Origin of the sequence: Streptomyces sp. SPB162, from assembly GCF_029504575.1 — a bacterium.
In the GTDB taxonomy this organism is placed as follows: Bacteria; Actinomycetota; Actinomycetes; order Streptomycetales; family Streptomycetaceae; genus Actinacidiphila.
In genome coordinates this window covers 101,603-119,733 of sequence record NZ_JAQFII010000002.1, presented here as the reverse complement: position 1 = coordinate 119,733, position 18,131 = coordinate 101,603, and the positions used below count along the sequence as shown (strand labels likewise).

At 71.7% G+C, this 18,131-nt stretch carries 14 protein-coding genes and 2 pseudogenes; 14 read left to right on the top strand and 2 right to left on the bottom strand.

Annotation, left to right across the window (positions count from 1 at the left end; all coding sequences use genetic code 11):
* Window positions 1-3 precede the first annotated feature (3 nt).
* From M2266_RS30555 to M2266_RS30520, 8 genes are all read left to right on the top strand, one after another.
* Window positions 4-894: a TauD/TfdA family dioxygenase gene (locus M2266_RS30555; RefSeq protein WP_277441520.1), complete on the top strand. Its 891-nt coding sequence runs from the start codon at window positions 4-6 to the stop codon at window positions 892-894.
* A gap of 4 nt (window positions 895-898) precedes the next feature.
* Window positions 899-1,432 carry an FcoT family thioesterase gene (locus M2266_RS30550; protein WP_277441519.1) on the top strand — a complete coding sequence of 178 codons (534 nt, stop codon included), beginning with the start codon at window positions 899-901 and terminating at the stop codon, window positions 1,430-1,432.
* Window positions 1,433-1,500: 68 nt separating this feature from the next.
* Window positions 1,501-3,108, top strand: coding sequence for a long-chain-fatty-acid--CoA ligase (locus M2266_RS30545; protein ID WP_277441518.1), 1,608 nt, complete (start codon window positions 1,501-1,503; stop codon window positions 3,106-3,108).
* A 43-nt stretch (window positions 3,109-3,151) separates the two neighbouring features.
* Window positions 3,152-3,442: a phosphopantetheine-binding protein gene (locus M2266_RS30540; protein ID WP_277441517.1), complete on the top strand. Its 291-nt coding sequence runs from the start codon at window positions 3,152-3,154 to the stop codon at window positions 3,440-3,442.
* The gene (locus M2266_RS30535; RefSeq protein WP_277441516.1) at window positions 3,429-7,874 is read left to right on the top strand and encodes an amino acid adenylation domain-containing protein; all 4,446 of its coding nucleotides are present in this window, start codon (window positions 3,429-3,431) and stop codon (window positions 7,872-7,874) included. Before M2266_RS30540 ends, M2266_RS30535 begins: the two co-directional genes overlap by 14 nt.
* An 88-nt stretch (window positions 7,875-7,962) precedes the next feature.
* Window positions 7,963-9,027, top strand: coding sequence for an ABC transporter substrate-binding protein (locus M2266_RS30530; RefSeq protein WP_277441515.1), 1,065 nt, complete (start codon window positions 7,963-7,965; stop codon window positions 9,025-9,027).
* 94 nt (window positions 9,028-9,121) lie between these two features.
* Window positions 9,122-10,087 carry an iron ABC transporter permease gene (locus M2266_RS30525; RefSeq protein ID WP_277441818.1) on the top strand — a complete coding sequence of 322 codons (966 nt, stop codon included), beginning with the start codon at window positions 9,122-9,124 and terminating at the stop codon, window positions 10,085-10,087.
* Window positions 10,084-10,887 (top strand): ABC transporter ATP-binding protein, encoded by an 804-nt coding sequence (locus M2266_RS30520; RefSeq protein WP_277441514.1) that lies wholly within the window; start codon window positions 10,084-10,086, stop codon window positions 10,885-10,887. Before M2266_RS30525 ends, M2266_RS30520 begins: the two co-directional genes overlap by 4 nt.
* A 445-nt stretch (window positions 10,888-11,332) precedes the next feature.
* On the opposite strand, the gene M2266_RS30515 is transcribed toward M2266_RS30520, so the two are convergent.
* Together M2266_RS30515 and M2266_RS30510 are read right to left on the bottom strand one after the other, a co-directional pair.
* A complete protein-coding gene (locus tag M2266_RS30515; protein WP_277441513.1) occupies window positions 11,333-11,578 on the bottom strand; it encodes a hypothetical protein in 246 nt (81 codons plus the stop codon).
* Window positions 11,579-11,691: 113 nt separating this feature from the next.
* A complete protein-coding gene (locus tag M2266_RS30510; RefSeq protein ID WP_277441512.1) occupies window positions 11,692-11,919 on the bottom strand; it encodes a hypothetical protein in 228 nt (75 codons plus the stop codon).
* 264 nt (window positions 11,920-12,183) lie between these two features.
* Between M2266_RS30510 and M2266_RS30505 the strand changes: the two genes are divergently transcribed.
* The 6 genes and pseudogenes from M2266_RS30505 to M2266_RS30470 all read left to right on the top strand — a co-directional run bounded on the left by M2266_RS30505 (window position 12,184) and on the right by M2266_RS30470 (window position 18,124).
* On the top strand, window positions 12,184-12,570 hold the full coding sequence (locus M2266_RS30505; protein ID WP_277441511.1) for a hypothetical protein: 387 nt from the start codon (window positions 12,184-12,186) through the stop codon (window positions 12,568-12,570).
* Window positions 12,571-12,646: 76 nt separating this feature from the next.
* Window positions 12,647-12,805: a hypothetical protein gene (locus tag M2266_RS30500; RefSeq protein WP_277441510.1), complete on the top strand. Its 159-nt coding sequence runs from the start codon at window positions 12,647-12,649 to the stop codon at window positions 12,803-12,805.
* 476 nt (window positions 12,806-13,281) lie between these two features.
* A pseudogene (locus M2266_RS30495) lies at window positions 13,282-14,593 on the top strand (extracellular solute-binding protein).
* Between the two features lie 153 nt (window positions 14,594-14,746).
* Window positions 14,747-15,709 carry a sugar ABC transporter permease gene (locus M2266_RS30480; RefSeq protein ID WP_277441508.1) on the top strand — a complete coding sequence of 321 codons (963 nt, stop codon included), beginning with the start codon at window positions 14,747-14,749 and terminating at the stop codon, window positions 15,707-15,709.
* Window positions 15,706-16,632 carry a carbohydrate ABC transporter permease gene (locus M2266_RS30475; protein ID WP_277441507.1) on the top strand — a complete coding sequence of 309 codons (927 nt, stop codon included), beginning with the start codon at window positions 15,706-15,708 and terminating at the stop codon, window positions 16,630-16,632. Before M2266_RS30480 ends, M2266_RS30475 begins: the two co-directional genes overlap by 4 nt.
* A gap of 75 nt (window positions 16,633-16,707) precedes the next feature.
* Window positions 16,708-18,124: pseudogene (locus M2266_RS30470) on the top strand (GH1 family beta-glucosidase).
* The last annotated feature ends 7 nt before the right edge of the window (window positions 18,125-18,131 follow it).

Below are 18,131 nucleotides of genomic sequence, written 5' to 3'. Positions count from 1 at the left end.
CCCATGAAGATCACTCCGCAGGACGGCAAGACGCTCGGTGCGAGCATCGAGGGCTTCGACTACGCCGCCGCCACCGACGAGGACATCGCCGCGCTCAAGCAGACGGTCTACACGCGCAAGATCGCGGTGCTGAAGGGCCAGGACCTGTCGCCCCAACAGTTCCTCGAACTCGGCAAGCGACTGGGCCGTCCCGAGACGTACTACGAGCCCATGTACCAGCACCCCGAGGTCGAGGAGATATTCGTCTCCTCGAACGTCCCGAAGGACGGGAAGCAGATCGGTGTGCCGAAGACCGGCAAATTCTGGCACGCCGACTACATGTTCATGCCCGACCCGTTCGGACTCACCCTCATCTACCCACAGGTGATTCCGCAGAAGAGCCGCGGAACCTATTTCATCGACATGGGCCGGGCGTACGAGGCACTGCCCGAGGACCTGAAGCAGGACATCGAGGGCACCTGCGCGCGGCATTCCGTACGGAAGTACTTCAAGATCCGGCCGCACGACGTGTACCGGCCACTCTCCGAAATCCTGGAGGAGGTCGAGACCAAGACCCCGCCGGTGGTGAAGCCCACCACCTTCACCCATCCGTTCACCGGCGAGACGGTGCTGTACCTGAGCGAGGGCTTCACCGTCGGTATGGAGGACGCGGACGGCCGTCCGCTTGACGAGGCGCTGCTGCGGCGGCTGTTCGAGGCCACCGGACAACTGGACGAGGAGTTCACCCACCCCGGCATCCACCTGCAGACCTTCGAGCAGGGCGACCTGCTGGTCTGGGACAACCGCAGTCTGATCCACCGCGCCCTGCACACCGCCGCGCCGGAGCCGACCGTCTCCTTCCGCGTCACGGTGCACGACGAGCGCAAGCTCTACGACGAGATCCCGGCGGCGTAGGGCGATGACCGCCTTCGATACCGACACCGAACTCCTGCCGCGGGTGCTGCGGCCCTACAAGGCGCATTGCAAATATCTCCGGTCCGCCGTGGTCACTGTGGAGAACGGCCGGGTCTCGGCCGCATGCGAGTTCTCCATCGGCGAGTCGTGCTACATCGACGACACGGGCCATCTGAACGCGGTCGAAGTGAACATCAGCTACAACCAGATGATGTATTACGTGGTCGCCAAATCCGTCAAGGAAGGGCTGCTGCCGGAATTCAGCTCCTGGACGCTGGAGGACTACTGGCGGCACCAGTTGCCCGACATCCTCATCGCCCGGTTCGGCGGGAGTTTCCGCCGGCCCATCAACGCCCGTGCCTTCTCCGGTGGATTCGAGATCCACACCGTGGACCGGCGCACCCCCGGCGGCGGAGATCCGCTGATCATCGCGGACACCTCCTACCGGTACTGGGACGCGGCGGGCGGCCGCTGCGACGGTGAGGTGAAACTCGCGTTCGTCAACGCCTTCGACGGAGTGGCCGTCGGCGCGTCCTGAACGTCCCCCCGACATCGCCGCGCGCCGCCGCCCGTCCGGAGGCGCGCGGCCCGGAAAGGACAGAGGCTGTGAGCACCGTGGGTCGTCCGCCGGGCGACGAACAACCGTACTACCCGTTCCTGCGGACGCTGTGGGAGACCGCGGCCTTCCACGCCGCTGAGCGGGCAGGGACCGTGGCCGTCCGCTGCGAGGACCGCACGCTCACCTACGGGGAACTGCACCGGGAGAGCAACCGCGTCGCCCACGCGATCCGGGCCGCGGGCCTGCCGCCGGGAGCGCGGGTCGCGTACCTGGGCCGGGAGTCCGAGCACTACTACGTGATCCTCTTCGCGTGCGCCAAGAGCGGAACGGTGCTGGTGCCGGTGAACTGGCGGCTCACCGCCCCCGAGGTGAGTCACATCCTCGAGGACTCGGCGAGCGCACTGCTCTTCCTGGAGGACGAGTTCGCCCAGGTCGTCGACCGGATGCCGACCGACCCGCCGGGCACCGTCGTCCTCCTCGGCGGCGCTTCCACCGGGGACCGGCCGGCGTACCAGTCCTGGAAGGACGCGCAGCCGGACACCGATCCCCACCCGGCGACCGGCCCCGACGACCCGATAGCGCAGCTCTACACCAGCGGAACCACCGGGCTGCCCAAGGGAGTCGTCCTCGCGCACCGCAGTTTCTTCGCCGTCCGGGACGCACTGGCCCGAGAGGGCTTGGATTGGATCGACTGGAGGACCGGCGACATCGCCCTGGTCGGCATACCCGGCTTCCACATCGGCGGCCTGTGGTGGGCCACCCAGAACTTCAACGCCGGGGTGACGGTGGTGGCGATGCGCGCCTTCTCCGCCCCCGACGCCGTCGCCCTCATCCGCGACCTCGGCATCACCACCGCCTGCGTGGTGCCCGCGATGCTGCGCATGATCCTCGCCGAACCCGGGGTGAAACCGGAGGACTTCAACACCCTGCGGAAGATCGTCTACGGTGGTTCGCCGATCTCCGAGGCACTGCTGGAGCAGAGTCTGGCGATGTTCGACAGCGACTTCGCCCAGATCTACGGCCTGACCGAGACCGGCAACACGGCGGTGTGCCTGCCGCCCGCTGCCCACGTACCCGGCGGGGCGCGGATGACGGCGGCCGGACGCCCGTACCCGGGCATCGACTGCAAGGTCATCGACCACAAGGGCGAACCGCTGCCGCCCGGCGTCGTCGGCGAGGTGTGCCTGGCCACACCGGCTCGGATGCTGGAGTACTGGGGCCTGCCCGACAAGACCCGCGAGACGCTCGTCGACGGCTGGGTGCACACCGGTGACGCGGGGTACCTGGACGACGAGGGCTACGTCTTCATCAGCGACCGCATCAAGGACGCCGTCATCGTGGCCGGCGAGAACGTCTACCCCGCCGAGATCGAGTCGGCGCTGGAAGCACACCCGGGGGTCGCCGAGGCGGTCGTCGTCGGGGCCCCGGACGAGCGCTGGGGCGAGAGCGTCCGCGCCTTCGTCGTCGCGGTCCCCGGCCAGGAGCCGCCAAAGCCCCGGGACCTGCACCGCTTCCTGGTAGGACGGCTGGCCGCGTTCAAACTGCCCGCCACCTACGAGTTCATCGACCACGTGCCCCGCAATCCGAGCGGCAAGATCCTGCGCCGGGAGCTGCGCGACCGTTTCTGGGACGACGCCCGGCGCAAGGTCAACTGACCCCGGCGCCCGCGACGTCCCGCGTGACTTCGAGAGAGACCACATGACTGTGCCTGAGCCCCTGACGCCCTCACCGCCCTCGACGCCCCTGACCCTCGCGGACTTCCGCGCCGACCTCGCCGAGTTCCTGCACCAGCAGCCCGACGAGGTCGACCTGGAGGAGAACCCGCTCTACGCCGGCCTGGACTCGCTGCGCATCGTCACCCTCGCCGAGCGCTGGCGCGCGGCCGGATCCGAGGTCAGCTTCGTCGAACTGGCGGAACGCACCTCCTTCGCCCAATGGTGGCAGCTGCTGGCGGACCGGCAGTCCGGAGGCGCACATGCCGACGCCTGAGACCCGCGGCGCGCCCGGGGACCGCCGGGCCCTGCTCACCGGGCAGGAGGGCATCTGGACCGGCCACCAACTCGACGCCGAGAGCCCTGCCTACAACACCGCCGAATACGTGCAGATCCACGGACCGGTGGACGTGGCGGCGTTCGACAAGGCACTGCACCACGCCGTCGGCGAGGTCGAGGCGCTGAACGTGCGGTTCACCGAGGTCGACGGCCGCCCCTGGGAGATCGCGGTGCCCGCCGTCGACTGGCGGCTGCACACCGCGGACCTCACCGCGGAGCCGGACCCGCGGGCCGCCGCCACCGCCTGGATGGAACGCGACGTGGCGCGCCCGGTGGACCTCGCCCACGACCCGGTCTTCGGGCACGCGCTGCTGCAGACCGGTCCCGCGGAGTTCCTCTGGTACCACCGCGTCCACCACATCGCCCTCGACGGGTTCGGCCTGTCGCTCGTCGCCCGCCGCGTCGCGCAGGTCTACACGGCGCTGGCCCAGGGCACACCGCTGGGAGAGAGCGGCTTCGGCACCCTGGAATCGGTCTACCAGGAGGACCGGGCCTACCTCGCCTCGAAACGCCGGGAGGCCGACCGGGCCTACTGGACGGAGCGATTCGCGGACCGCCCGGCGGTCCCCACCCTCGCCGAGCGTTCCGCGCTGCCCGCCCGTACCTTCCTGCGACGGGTGACCGACCTCGGCGCGCCGGAGACCGGGACATTGCGCGCGGTGGCCCGCGAGCTCTCCGTCACCTGGTCCGACGTGGTGCTGGCGGTCACCGCCGGGTACCTCGCCCAGGAGTCCGGCGAGCCCGAGGTGATCCTCAGCCTGCCCGCGATGGGCCGGCTCGGCTCGGTGTCGCTGCGGGTGCCGTGCATGGTCCGCAACGTCCTGCCGCTGCGCATCGCGGTCGGCGCCGGCGACACGCTGCGCGACCTCACCACCCGCGTCTCGGCGGAACTGCGCGCCGGGTTGCCGCACCAGCGCTACCGGTACGAGCACCTGCGCCGGGAACTCAAACTCGTCGGCGGCAGGCGCCGGCTGTCGGGGCCGGGCGTCAACATCATGCCGTTCGAGTACGACCTGCGCTTCGCCGGACACCGGAGCACCGTCCACAACGTGTCGGCGGGGCCGGTCGACGACCTGTCCGTCAACGTCTACGACCGGGCCGAGGGCGAGGGCCTGCGGTTCGCCTTCGACGCGCACCCGGAGCTGTACGACGAGGCGGCGCTCGCCCGGCACCAGAGCGCGGTGCTGGCCCTGCTGAACGACGCGACGGCCGCGCCGGACCGGCCGCTGGGCGAGCTGGGCGGCCGCCGGGCCATCACCCCGCCCACCAGGACCGCGGTCACCCTCGACGGGGGACCGCTGCCGCGTCCCGCGCGTCCCGTCCTCGACCTCATCGCCGAACACGCCGCCACCCGCGGCGATGTGACGGCGGTCGCGTTCGACGGCGCGACGCTCAGCTACGCGGAACTGCTGGCGGCCGCGCGCGGTGTGGCCGGCCGGCTGGCAGGCCAGGGCACCGGGCCCGGGGACACGGTGATCATCGCGCTGCCGCGCGGCATCGACGCGGTCGCCGCCATCCTCGGCATCCTCCTCGCGGGCGCCGCCTACTGCCCGCTGGATCCCGGCGCCCCGGCCGCCCGGATCGAGACGCTGTGCGGCGAGTCCGGAGCAGGGGCCGTCATCACCACGGCGGGGTACGCCGACCGGTTCAGGGGCAGCGGGCTGCCGCAGCTCCTGCTGGACGGACCGGACTCCCTGGACGTCGCGGATGCGGCGCGTGGCACTGCCGAGCCGGACCCGGACCGGCTCGCGTACGTCATCCACACCTCAGGGTCCACGGGCCGGCCCAAGGGCGTCGAGATCAGCCATGCCGCGCTGGCGCACTTCGTGGCGGGGGCGGGCGACCGGTACGGGATCGGCCCGGACGACCGCGTACTGCAGTTCGCGCCGCTGCATTTCGACGCCAGCGTGGAGGAGATCTTCCTGACGCTCTGCGCCGGCGCCACGCTCGTGGTGCGCACTGACGCGATGACCGAGTCCGTGCCTGTTCTGACGCGGTCCTGCGAGCGGCTGGGGATCACCGTCCTCGACCTGCCAACGGCGTACTGGCACGAGCTGGCGTACGCGGTCTCGACCGGCGCCGCGAAGCTGCCGCCAATGCTGCGGGCCGTGATCATCGGCGGTGAGGCGGCGCTGCCGGAGCGGGTGGACCGCTGGCGGGACGCCGTCGGGTCCTCGGTTCGGCTGTTCAACACCTACGGGCCGACGGAGACGACCGTGGTGGCCATCGTGGCGGAACTGCAGGTGCCGGAACTGGCGCGCGGGGACGTCCCGATCGGCCGCCCGCTGCCCGGCACCAGGGCCGTCGTCGTCTTGTCGTCCGCGGACGACGCGGGCGCGGACTCCGCGGTCGGCGAGCTGTATCTCGTCGGTGACGCGCTCGCCCGGGGGTACCGCGGCGGCGCGGGCGGCGACGACGCGCGGTTCCAGCCGCTGCCGGAGCCGGCGGACCGGCCGCGCGCGTACCGGACCGGAGACCTCGTACGGCTCGGGACGGACGGACAGCTCCGGTTCGTCGGACGCGCCGACGGTGAGTTCAAGATCAGCGGGCACCGGGTGCAGCCGGCGGAGGTGGAGACCGTCCTGCTCACGCATCAGGGGATACGGGAGGCGGCCGTCGTCGGGCAGGTGCTGCCGGACGGTACGCGCCGCCTCGTCGCGCACGTCGTCGCGGACCCGCCGGCGCCGTCCGCCGCCGACGTGCGCGAGCACCTGCGGACCACGCTGCCCGCCGCGATGATCCCGTCCGCCGTCCTCTTCACCGGGCGACTGCCCCGAACGGGCGCGGGCAAGATCGACCGCAACGCGCTCGCGGCGCCGGCCGCGGCTTCGGCACCGGTCGCCGACGACGTCACCGATGACGCCGTGCACCGTACGGAACAGGTCGTCGTCGCCGCCTGGGCGCGGGTCCTGGGCACTGCGGACATCACCCCGCAGGATGACTTCTTCGACCTCGGCGGCCAGTCGCTGCAGGCGATCCAGGTCGCCAACCGGCTCGGTGTGGAGCTGGGGGCCGACGTCCGCGTCGCCTGGCTCTTCCAGTACCCGACGGCCGCCGAACTCGCCCGCCATCTGGACGACCAGCGCGGTCCGGCCGTACCCGAAGCGGCACCAAGCGGTCCGGTGCCGCAGGCCGTACTCGCCGACTCCGTTCTGCACGATGACATCACCGTCGGCCCCGGCGGACGCACCCCGCCGGTGTCCCCGCCACGACGGGTGCTGCTGACCGGGGCGACCGGCTTCGTCGGGGCCCAGCTGCTCGCCGAGCTGCTGACGGCCACCGACGCGGAGGTCGTCTGCCTGGTGCGGGCCGAGGACCGGGCGGCGGCCGAAGGACGGATCCACCGGGCACTCGCCGAACAGGAACTGACGCCGCCTCATGGATGGGAGCAGCGGGTCGTCGCCGAGCCGGGCGACCTCGCCCGCCCGCTGCTCGGACTCACCGAGGGCCGCTTCGCGGAACTCTCGTCCGGCTGCGACGCGATCTACCACAACGCGGCGACCGTCAGCATCATGCGCGAGTACGCCAGCCTGCGCGGGCCCAACGTGGAGTCCACCCGGCAGCTGCTGCGGATGGCGGCGACCCGCGCGATCCCGTTCCACCTCGTCTCCACCCTCTCCGTCGCGCCGCCCGCCGGGGCGAGTCCTGAGGTCGCGGAGACGTTCCTGCCCCCGCATCCGGGCCTCGTCCACGGCTACCAGCAGTCCAAGTGGGCCGCGGAACGGCTGGTGGAGCAGGCGGGCGAACGCGGGCTACCCGTCACGGTGCACCGGCTCGGCCGGGTCGTCGGCGCCGCCGGCACCGGCTACGTCAACGAGCGCGACTTCCTGTGGAGCGTGCTGCGCGCCGGCATCCCGGCCGGCATCGTGCCCGACCTGTTCGAGGCCGAGGTGTGGACCCCGGTCGACTATGTGGCGCGGGCCGTCGTCCGGCTGTCCGCCGCCGTGACGGCGAGCGCTCCGGCCGAGCGGCCGGTGTACAACCACGCGCCGGTGCCGACCGTCCGGCTGGCCGATCTCTACGCCTGGATACGAGAGTTCGGCTACCCGCTGGAGAGCATGCCGCTGGCGCGGTGGCGGGCGGAACTGCCGCGCGCCGCCGACGTCGCCACCACGACCCTGGCGTTCTTCGACTCCCGGACCGACGACCCCGTCGCCGGAGCGGCGGAAGACGCCGTCGCGGAACCCGAACTGGGGCTGGGCCGGGTCGTCGCCGACAACCTGCTGCACGGGCTCCGGGGCAGTGGCGTCAGCTGCCCCTCCATCGACCGGCGGCTGGTCCACCGGTACCTGGAGCGCTGCGTCACGACGGGGGCGCTGCCGCCGCCCGACAGGCAACGGCCCCGCGTCCCCCACCAGGCCCGTCGCTGATGCGGAGATCTGGTTCACGACATCCGGGAACCCGGGCGGACTCCGCTCCGACTACTGAAGCGGAGTCCGCACCACCCGAGGAGCCCGCATGTCATGGAAACAGCCAACCGCCGCATTCGCGGTCGGAGCACTCTGTCTGGCCACCGCCGCCTGCGGCACCTCGTCGAGGACGGCGGCCTCCGCCGGAAAAGCGGAACCACCAGGGCCCGGCTACCCGGTCACCGTCACCGACTGCGGGCAGACCACCACGTACACCAAGGCGCCCAGCCGTGTCGTCGTCATGAACGGCGCGTCCGTCGCCGAGGTGTCCTCGATGCTCGCCCTCGGGCTCGGTGACCGCATCGTCGCCAACGCCCAGTCCTACGGCATGTCGGAGGTACCGGGACGCGCCGAGGCCATCGCGAAGCTGCCCACCGGAGGAGTGAAACTCAACGACATCCAGGACATCCCGCGCGAGGCGATGCTGAACCTGCGGCCGGATTTCGTGCTGTCCACCACAGGGTTCGGCTTCGACCCCAAGAACGGCTACGCCACCCGCAAGGACCTCGCGTCGATCGGCGCGCACACCTACCTGCCGGTCAAGGGCTGCGACGACGCCGGCTCCCTCACAGGCCCGCCGTCCATCGACGACAGCTACTCGATGCTGCGCGACCTCGGCAGGATCTTCGGCGTCAGCGCCCGCGCCGAGAAGCTGATCGCGGACTCCCGCGCGCACGTCGCCGCCGTCCGCACCAAGGTGACCGCCAGGCCGGCGACGGCAGCCGGCGCCGCACGGCCGTCGAAGGTGATGGTGATCTTCTCCAACATGTCGATGGGAGCGAACGAGTTCAGCTCGATCGCCGGCGTCGGCATCTGGAACGACATCCTCGCCAAGGCCGGGGGAGCCAACGCGTTCGCCTCCGTCACGAGCAACTCCTTCGCCGACCTCAGCAAGGAGAAGGTCGCCGCCGCGCAGGTCGACGCGCTCGTCGTCGTCAGCTACCACGACCCGGACGCCGCCGGCTACGCACGCAAGCTGCTGGCGCGGTTCCCGCAGTGGAACGCCGCACGGGACAAGAGATTCACGGTCCTGTCCGACTCCATCTATCTCGGGCCCAGCAACGACGTCGCCGTCGAACGCATCGCCCGGATGCTGCACCCCGACGCCCTCTGACGCGCCGCAGATGACCCCACGCGCGCTGCGTCCCCGCTCCCCGCTGTCCGCCCTGCTTGTCCTGCCCGCCCTCCTCGCCCTGCTCGTTCTGGTGATGATGGTGGCCGTCGGCATCGGAGCCGTGAACGTCCCCCTCGGGGACGTCTGGCACATCGTCCTCGCCCACCTGGGCGGCGGCACCTTCGCCGGCGACCCCGTCCAGGACCAGATCGTCTGGAACTTCCGTATCCCCCGGGTGCTGCTCGCCGCGCTCGCGGGCGGCGGCCTCGCCGTCGCCGGGGTCGTGCTGCAGGCCGTCGTCGCCAACCCGCTGGCCGACCCCTACGTCCTGGGCGTCTCCTCCGGGGCGTCGCTCGGTGCCGTGCTGGTCATGACGCTGACCACCGGCGCCCTCGGCGGCCTGGGCGTCTCCTCGGCGGCGTTCGCCGGCGCCGTCGCGGCCGTCGCCCTCGTCTTCCTCCTCGGCCGGCGCGGCGGCCGACTGGCTCCCACCCGTCTGGTGCTGTCCGGTGTCGCCATCGGCTACCTGTTCCTCGCGGCCACCAGCTATCTGCAGCTCCGGGCCACCCCCAACGAGCTGCGCTCGGTGATGTTCTGGATGCTCGGCAGCGTCGCCGGGGCACAGTGGAGCCAACTGCCGCTGGTGAGCGGCGCCGTGCTCGGGACGACGGTCGCCCTCGCGCTGTACGGGCGGCGACTGAACGCGCTGCTGGCCGGGGACGAGTCCGCGACGGCACTCGGGGTGGAGGTGCACCGGCTGCGGGCCGCGCTGCTGGTGCTGTCCTCGCTGTTGACCGGCACCATCATCGCGGTCGCGGGCGGCATCGGCTTCGTCGGCCTGATGATCCCGCACCTCGTGCGGCTCGCCGTCGGCGCGGACCACCGCAGGCTGCTCCCGCTCGCCGCGGCCACCGGCGCGATCTACCTCGTCGTCGTCGACCTCCTGTCGCGCACTCTGGACCGGCCCAACGAACTGCCGCTCGGCATCCTCACCGCCCTCTTCGGCGCGCCGTTCTTCCTGTGGCTGCTGCGCCGCAACACGAGCTTGGATTCCGTATGAGACTCAGCGTCGACCAGCTCGACGTCACCCTGGATCGCCGGCCCATCCTGCGGGACGTCTGTCTGGAGGTGGGGTCCGGCGAGATCGTCGGGCTCGTCGGGCCGAACGGCAGCGGCAAGTCCACGCTGCTGCGCTCGGTCTACCGCTCGCTGCGGCCGGAGGGCGGGGCGGTGTGCGTGGGCGGGGACGACATCTGGACGATCCCCGCCCGCGCCGCCGCCCGCCGCACCGCCGCGGTCCTGCAGGACGTGGGCCATGCGACGGGGCTGTGCGTGCGGGAGATCGTGGCGCTGGGGCGCACCCCGCACCACGGCCTGCTCGGCCGGGACGGCCCCGAGGACCACGAGGCGGTCGAGCGGGCGCTGGACCAGTGCGGCGCCCGCCCGCTGGCCGACCGCGACTTCGCCTCGCTCTCCGGCGGGGAGCGGCAACGGGTGCTGCTGGCCCGGGCGTTGGCCCAGCGCCCGCACCTACTCGTGCTGGACGAGCTCACCAACCACCTCGACATCCGCGCGCGCTTCGAGCTGCTCTCGCTGATCCGGGCCATCGGCACCACCACGCTGGCGGTCCTGCACGACCTGGACCTCGCCGTCCGGCTCTGCGACCACCTCGTCGTCCTGCAACAGGGCGCCGTGGTCGCGGCAGGGCCGGTGCTGGACGTGCTCACCCCGGTGGTGCTGCGCGACGTCTTCGGGGTCGCGGCCAGCGCGGACCGGCACGCCGACGGCGTCGTGCGGATCGTCTACGCCGCAGACCCGCTCGCGCTGCAGTTGGTCGAACGGGCCACGGCCGCCGGATGAGACGGCGCGAGCGAGGGTTTGTCACCGGGAGTCGTGGACAGACGATGCGTCAGGCCGCCCGACGGCCGCTCGCCCCACGAGTGCGGGCGGAGTTCGGAGAACGCTTTTCGGCGGTGCGCCAGATACCCCGTCGCTCCGGAGGAATGATCAGGGGTCGGGCGGGCATGCGTCAGGGGAGCGGCCGGGTTGAGCAGGAGGGACCCCCGGCTGCACCATGAAACTGCGCGGCCCGAACCGAGGTCTCGGTGGTCTTCCCCCGGTCCACCGATCACCCGGCCGGGCCGCGCGCAGACCAGAACGCCCGACTGGTTCCCGGGCGTTTCCCGCCGGGCGGGGTTGTGAGGACACCGCCCGGCGCCGTCGGCCCCGCGCCCACCCCCCTCGGGTCGCGGGGCCGACGCGTGTCCGTAGGTGGTCCCGCGAAGGACCCGCCGGGCCGTACCGCCTACCGGTGCCGACTGCGGTCGGTGTCGGGCAGGTTGCACCAAAGATCGATCTTCGCGGACAGCTCCCGGGTCTGGGCGTCCGTACGGCGCTCGGCCTCTGCCGACGCCTCGGCGGCGGCGTCGAGCGAGCCGAAGCCCCGTACGAGGCCGATGAGATCCTCGACCAGGCCCGGGTCCTCTCCCACGGCGCGGGCATGTGCGTGGAGGGCTTGCAGGATGGCGAGTTCGTCGTCTGCGGCGTCCATGTGCACAGTCTGCCGCGTGGGTCTGACACTCCGTGGGTCCCGCGTGCGCGCCGGACGCGGCGCGCACCGTCCCGAGCTCGAAAGGCCAGGTGGGAGGCGGGTCCTACGAAGCACTACCGCCTGGCGGCGGGCCGCGACGTGCGCCGGGACCGGGTCTGCGCCGGCGGTGCCGGGGGAGCGGTCAGGTCGGCCTTCACGTCCCCGTGCTCGTCCTCGTCCTCGTACCGCGCGTCCGGGTCGTCGCCCAGGTCGGCCTGGTGGAAGGGGTCGGTCGACGGGACCGGCGAGGTATGCGGCGCGACCGGCGTGGAGGGATCAGGGTTGGAGAAAAGCGTGGTCATGGCACCTTCGTCAGGTTTCACAGAACGGGGCCACCCGGAACGGTCCGGACGGTGGCGATTGCGGCCTCGAGAACGGCCGTCACTTCCCAGCATCCCACGTGGAACGTTCCGCGCGGGTATCCGGTAGCGCCCGGGCCCGTCACACCGCGTGTGCGCGGACTCGCCGATTCGAATGAAACCGCAGGCCAAGCGGGGGACGCGGACGGCCGGCAGGTGATCACAGGACGGAATGCGGATAGGACCCGTGATCAGGAGGTCCGATCCATGGGTGCCGTTCCGCCGTGCCGCCGCGCGCAGCGCCGCAGCCGGCGCGACGCTGCCCTGGACGTCCTGCTGGCCGTCGTCGCCGTGTTTCTGCTGGTGGGCGGGACGCTGTCACCGGACCTGATGGCCGACGGGGACATCCAGCCCCGGACCGTGGTGTCGGAGCCGCTGTCCGCCGCGGGCGACGAGCACCCGAACGAGGCCGGCGCCACGGTACGAGCGGCCCGGGTCCCGCGGGCCGCCGGGCCCTCGCGGGTGGTACGCCACGCGGCCCGCACCGGTACCCACCCCGCCGCGGCCGCCCCGCGGCGCGGTGTCCCGGTGCCGACCGCCGAACGGCCTGGTACCGGACTCCTCGGGCTGAGCTGTGTGGTCCTGCGCTGCTGACCGGACCGAGGGCCGCTTTTCCGGCCCCCTTCCGCTCCGCACGCCGGCCCCACTTCCCGATCCCGGAGGACTCTGCATGCCCATCGACCCTTTCGCGGCCCTGAACGCCATGCTGCGTGCCGAAGTCGCCCGCGCCGCCGTCCCGGAGGGCGAGCCCGGCCGGCCCACCGACCATGACGTGCGGGAGACTCCCGAACGCCCGGCCGCCACCCCCGCCCGGGGCGACGACGTCTGACCGCCGGCGCCGACCGGCGGCGCCCGGCCGAATCGGAGTTCGGCTGGGCGCCGCCGCGGGCAAGAAATGGACGGGTTCAGCGCCCCGAACGCGGAAGCGGTTCAGGTGGTGAACGCCCACCCGACGCCAGGGCGCCCGCCGGAGTCGTCGGCGCCGACCCGGAGGCGTCCACGAGCGCGACGGCCTTGCCACGAATGGAGGAGAGCGCTCTCCGTCGCGCGGCTGCTCAAGCGTTCGAACAACCGGTGGCGCCCCCGTGACTTGTCTCGTCCGGCGCCTCACGGGTCGGCGTCGGCCGCTCCCCGCGATCTGTCCGGCAGGGCTCCGCGGTGGCGCGCCGCCCAGTCCACGCAAGCCGCCGCGAGGCATTTCCGCTTCAACACTTGACGCCGACCTGATGTCCGGGCACGCTCCTGGCCATCGCTTGAGAGCGCTCTCAAGAACTCGCGTCCGTCCTGAAGCCATGGGAGGCTTCCATGCCCGTTGCCCGAGCCGCCAGACACGTCGCCATCAGATTCGGGGCGGTCGCACTGGCCGGGGCGCTCCTTGCCGCCTGTGGATCCAGCTCTTCTGGGAGCAGCTCCGCGGACAGTGCCGACGGGGGCAAGGTCACGCTCACCGTCGACCTCTTCGGCACCTTCGGCTACCAGGAGGCCGGCCTCTACGCCGACTACCAGAAGCTCCACCCGAACGTGACGATCAAGGAGAGCGACACCGAGAACGAGGCCGACTACTGGAAGGCGCTGCAGACCCGCCTCGCCGGGGGCGGCGGCCTCGCCGACGTGCAGGGGGTCGAGGTCGGCCGCATCGCCTCGGTGACCCGGCAGCAGGCCGACAAGTTCGAGGACCTCAGCGCGCTGGGCGCCAAGGACCTGCAGGCGCAGTTCTCGCAGTCCAAGTGGTCGGCCGCGACCGCGCCCGACGGGCGCGTGCTGGGTCTGGGCACCGACACCGGACCCGAGGCGCTCTGCTACCGCGCGGACCTGTTCAAGGCCGCCGGGCTGCCCACCGACCGGGTCGAGCTCGCCAAGCAGTGGGCGACCTGGGACGGCTACCTCGCCCTGGGCAGGCAGTACGCCGCCAAGGCGCCGGCCAAAAGCCACTGGATGGACAGCATCGCCAGCCTCTACTCGGTGATGGTCGGACAGCAGAAGGAGCGCTACTACGACGCCTCCGGCAAGCTGATCTACGATTCCAACCCCGCGGTGAAGGCGGCCTGGACCGCCTCGGTCAAGGCCGCTCAGGACGGTCTGAGCGCCAAGCTCGCCCAGTGGGCCCCCGAGTGGAACCAGGCCTTCAGCAGCGGTTCCTTCGCCACCATCGCCTGCCCCGCCTGGATGCTGGGCTACATCAAGGGCCAGGCCGCCGACGCGGGCAAGGGCAAGTGGGACGTCGCGGCCCTGCCGGGCGGCGCGGGGGAACTGGGGCGGGTCCTACCTGTCGATCCCCAAGGGTGCCAAGCACACCAAGGAGGCCTTCGACTTCATCAAGTGGATCACCGCCAAGGAGCAGCAGGCCAAGCTCTTCACCAAGCAGGGCAGCTTCCCCTCCAACCTCGGTGCCATCGACCTGGTGAAGGACGTGAAGGACCCCTACTTCAGCAACGCCCCGATCGGCACGGTCTTCGGAACGGCCGCCGAGCAGGCGCCCGTCCAGGTGCCGGGTCTGCGTGACAACGACGTGAACACCCAGATCACCAACGCCCTCGGCGAGGTCGAGCGCAAGGGCACGTCGGCCGACGCGGCCTGGAGCCACGCGCAGAAGGGCGTGAAGAACGCCCTCGGCTGACCGGGGCCGGCCTGATGGTGCCGGGTCCGGACGCCTGAACCTCCCCGCCGCGCCCGGACCCGGCGCACCAGCTGCCCCACGTCGCCACCCGCTTCCCGTACGACCGGTTCGACACGTACCTCAGCACCGTTCCCCGATACGAAGGCCTGGCACATGACCGTGTCCGTCACCACGCCGCCCGCCCGGACGGCGCCCCCGCCACGGCTCCGCGCCGAGCGCCGCACCCGGCTGCTGCGCCGGATGTCGCCGTACGCCTACACAGCCCCGTTCTTCACGCTCTTCGTCGCCTTCGGGCTCTTCCCGCTGATCTACACCGCGTACGTCTCGCTGTACCGGGTCGAGCTGCAGACCCCGGACCAGATGGAGTGGCGCGGGCTCGACAACTACACCGCGCTGCTGAGCGACAGCTACTTCTGGACGGCGCTGCGCAACACGTTCAGCATCGGTGTCCTGTCCACTGTGCCGCAGCTGCTGATGGCCCTGGGCCTGGCCCACCTGCTCAACTACAAGCTGCGCGGCCGCACGTTCCTGCGGGTCGCGGTGCTGCTGCCGTACGCGACCTCCGTCGCGGCGGCGACGCTGGTCTTCGCCCAGCTCTTCGGCCGCGACTTCGGCCTGATCAACTGGGTCCTCGGACTGGTCGGCTTCTCACCGGTGGACTGGCAGTCCGGCACGGTGGCCTCGCAGATCGCGGTCTCCACCATCGTCACCTGGCGCTGGACCGGGTACAACGCGCTCATCTACCTCGCGGGCATGCAGTCCATCCCCGGTGAGTTGTACGAGGCGGCGCAGATCGACGGGGCGTCCCGCTGGCGGCAGTTCCTGCACGTGACGCTGCCGGGCCTGCGTCCGACCATCCTGTTCACCGTCGTCGTCTCGACGATCGGCGCGACACAGCTGTTCGGTGAGCCGCTGCTCTTCGAGGGCAGCATCTCCGGCGGCATCTCGCACCAGTACCAGACCCTGGGCCTCTATATGTACGAGCAGGGCTGGGGCTACTTCCACCTCGGCCGCGCCGCCGCCATCGCCTGGATCATGTTCGTCCTGATCGTGCTGCTCGTCGGCGCCAACGCCGCCGTCGCCCGTCGGCGTACCCGTCAGGAGGCCGTCCGATGACCTCGCTCACCACGTCCGCGCCGCGCTCAGGCGCCGAGGACGACCAGGACCGCCCGGCTACCGGACGGCACGGGAAGGTACGCCGCCGGGCCACCGGCGCCGGCCGCCAGCACCACGCGGGCCGGCTCGCCTACGCGATCCTCATCGTCGCCGCGCTGCTGTCCGCGTTCCCCTTCTACTGGACCATCGTCGCGGCGACCCGGTCCAACGCCGAACTGGCGCAGAGCCCGCCGTCGCTGCTGCCGGGCCCGAACCTGACGCACAACTTCCAGCAGGTGCTGGAGCAGGCGGACATCGGCAAGGCGCTGCTCAACTCCTTCATCGTGTCGGGCTCGGTGACCGTCGGTACCGTGCTGTGCTCCACGCTCGCCGGATTCGCCTTCGCCAAGCTGCGCTTCCGGGGCCGCAACCCGCTGCTGGCGATCACCGTCGGCACGATGATGATCCCGCCGCAGCTGGGCGTCATCCCGCTGTTCATGCTGATCGCCAAGCTGCACTGGATCAACCAGCTGCAAGCGGTGATCCTGCCCGGCCTCGTCTCGGCCTTCGGCGTGTTCTTCATGCGGCAGTACCTGGTGCAGGCGCTGCCCGACGAGCTCATCGAGGCGGGCAGGGTGGACGGCGCGTCCACCGCGCGGATCTTCTGGAGCATCGTGGTGCCCATCGCCCGGCCCGGCATGGCGGTGCTCGGCATGCTGACCTTCATGGCCTCTTGGAACGAGTTCTTCTGGCCGGTCATCGCGCTCACCTCGCAGGAGCCCACCGTGCAGGTCGCACTGCGCCAACTGGGCGGCGGATACGTGCACGACCAGTCGGTGATCATGGCCGGCACGCTGCTGGGCACCCTGCCCGTCCTGCTGGTCTTCGGGCTCCTGGGCCGGCAGATCGTCGGCGGCATCATGCACGGCGCTGTCAAGGGGTGAGCCGTCCGTTCCTCCCCCCGCTCCGCCCCGCGCCACCACTCCGAATCCTCACGACCGTGTTGGGAGCCTTTCCTGATGACCGCCATCGACGCGCGCCCGGAAGCCGCCACCGCACTCACCTTCCCTCCGGGCTTCCGCTGGGGCGCGGCCACCGCCGCCTACCAGATCGAGGGCGCCGCCCGGGAGGACGGCCGCACCCCGTCCATCTGGGACACCTTCAGCCACACCCCGGGCAAGGTCCGCAACGGCGACACCGGTGATATCGCCGCCGACCACTTCCACCGGATGCCCGAGGACGTCGCCCTGATGTCAGAACTCGGCCTGACCGACTACCGGCTGTCCGTGTCCTGGCCGCGCGTCCAGCCCACCGGGCGCGGCCCCGCCCTGCAGAAGGGGCTGGACTTCTACCGCTCGCTGGTCGACGAGTTGCTGAACCGGGGTATCCGGCCCGTCCTGACGCTCTACCACTGGGACCTGCCGCAGGAGCTGGAGGACGCGGGCGGCTGGCCGGTCCGCGAGACCGCCGACCGGTTCGCCGACTACGCGGCGATCGTCGCCGGCGCCCTCGGCGACCGGGTACCGACCTGGACGACGCTCAACGAGCCGTGGTGCAGCGCCTTCCTGGGGTACGCGGAGGGGGTGCACGCGCCGGGCCGCGCCGAGCCCACCGCCGCGCTGCGGGCCGCGCACCACCTGAACCTCGCCCACGGCCGGGCCGTCGGCGTGCTGCGGGACCTGCTGCCGTCGACGGCCGAGGTCTCCCTCACGCTCAACCTCGCCGCGGTCCGGCCGCTGACCCGATCGCCCGCCGATCTGGACGCCGCGCGCCGGATCGACGCGCTCGCGAACCGGGTCTTCCTCGACCCGGTGTTCCACGGCCGGTACCCCCAGGACCTGATCAACGACACCTCGTCGCTCACCGACTGGCACTTCGTGCGCGACGGCGACCTGGCCGCGATCTCCCGGCCGATCGACTCGCTCGGCCTGAACTACTACACCCCCACCGTCGTCGCCGCCGGGACCAGCGCCATCCCGTCGGCCTGGCCGGGGGCCGAGCAGCACGCCCGGTTCGTGGCCGCCCCCGGCCCGCGCCACCGCGATGGACTGGCCGGTGGACGCGAGCGGGCTGTACGAGATCCTCACCCGGCTCCGGGCCGAACTGCCCGACTTCCCCCTGCTCATCACGGAGAACGGCGCCGCGTACGACGACTACCGCGATCCGTCGGGCGACGTCCACGACCCCGAGCGCATCGCCTACCTCGGCTCCCACCTCGCCGCCGTCCACCGGGCCATCGCGGAGGGCGCGGACGTCCGCGGCTTCTTCCTCTGGTCGCTGCTGGACAACTTCGAGTGGGCGTACGGGTACAGCAAGCGTTTCGGCATGATCCATGTCGACTTCGCCAGCCAGCAGCGCACCCTGAAGGACAGCGCGCGGTGGTACGCCGACGTCATCCGCGCCGGCGGCCTGCGGGCCGGGGACTCCTTGGCGTAGGCCGGAC

Bases quoted from the DNA above. Each gene is read 5' to 3' on its own strand.
- M2266_RS30555 (WP_277441520.1), top strand. From the start codon at position 4: ATGAAGATCACTCCGCAGGACGGCAAGACGCTCGGTGCGAGCATCGAG.
- M2266_RS30550 (WP_277441519.1), top strand. From the start codon at position 899: ATGACCGCCTTCGATACCGACACCGAACTCCTGCCGCGGGTGCTGCGG.
- M2266_RS30540 (WP_277441517.1), top strand. From the start codon at position 3,152: ATGACTGTGCCTGAGCCCCTGACGCCCTCACCGCCCTCGACGCCCCTG.
- M2266_RS30535 (WP_277441516.1), top strand. From the start codon at position 3,429: ATGCCGACGCCTGAGACCCGCGGCGCGCCCGGGGACCGCCGGGCCCTG.
- M2266_RS30530 (WP_277441515.1), top strand. From the start codon at position 7,963: ATGTCATGGAAACAGCCAACCGCCGCATTCGCGGTCGGAGCACTCTGT.
- M2266_RS30525 (WP_277441818.1), top strand. From the start codon at position 9,122: ATGATGGTGGCCGTCGGCATCGGAGCCGTGAACGTCCCCCTCGGGGAC.
- M2266_RS30520 (WP_277441514.1), top strand. From the start codon at position 10,084: ATGAGACTCAGCGTCGACCAGCTCGACGTCACCCTGGATCGCCGGCCC.
- M2266_RS30515 (WP_277441513.1), bottom strand. From the start codon at position 11,578: ATGGACGCCGCAGACGACGAACTCGCCATCCTGCAAGCCCTCCACGCA.
- M2266_RS30510 (WP_277441512.1), bottom strand. From the start codon at position 11,919: ATGACCACGCTTTTCTCCAACCCTGATCCCTCCACGCCGGTCGCGCCG.
- M2266_RS30505 (WP_277441511.1), top strand. From the start codon at position 12,184: ATGGGTGCCGTTCCGCCGTGCCGCCGCGCGCAGCGCCGCAGCCGGCGC.
- M2266_RS30500 (WP_277441510.1), top strand. From the start codon at position 12,647: ATGCCCATCGACCCTTTCGCGGCCCTGAACGCCATGCTGCGTGCCGAA.
- M2266_RS30480 (WP_277441508.1), top strand. From the start codon at position 14,747: ATGACCGTGTCCGTCACCACGCCGCCCGCCCGGACGGCGCCCCCGCCA.
- M2266_RS30475 (WP_277441507.1), top strand. From the start codon at position 15,706: ATGACCTCGCTCACCACGTCCGCGCCGCGCTCAGGCGCCGAGGACGAC.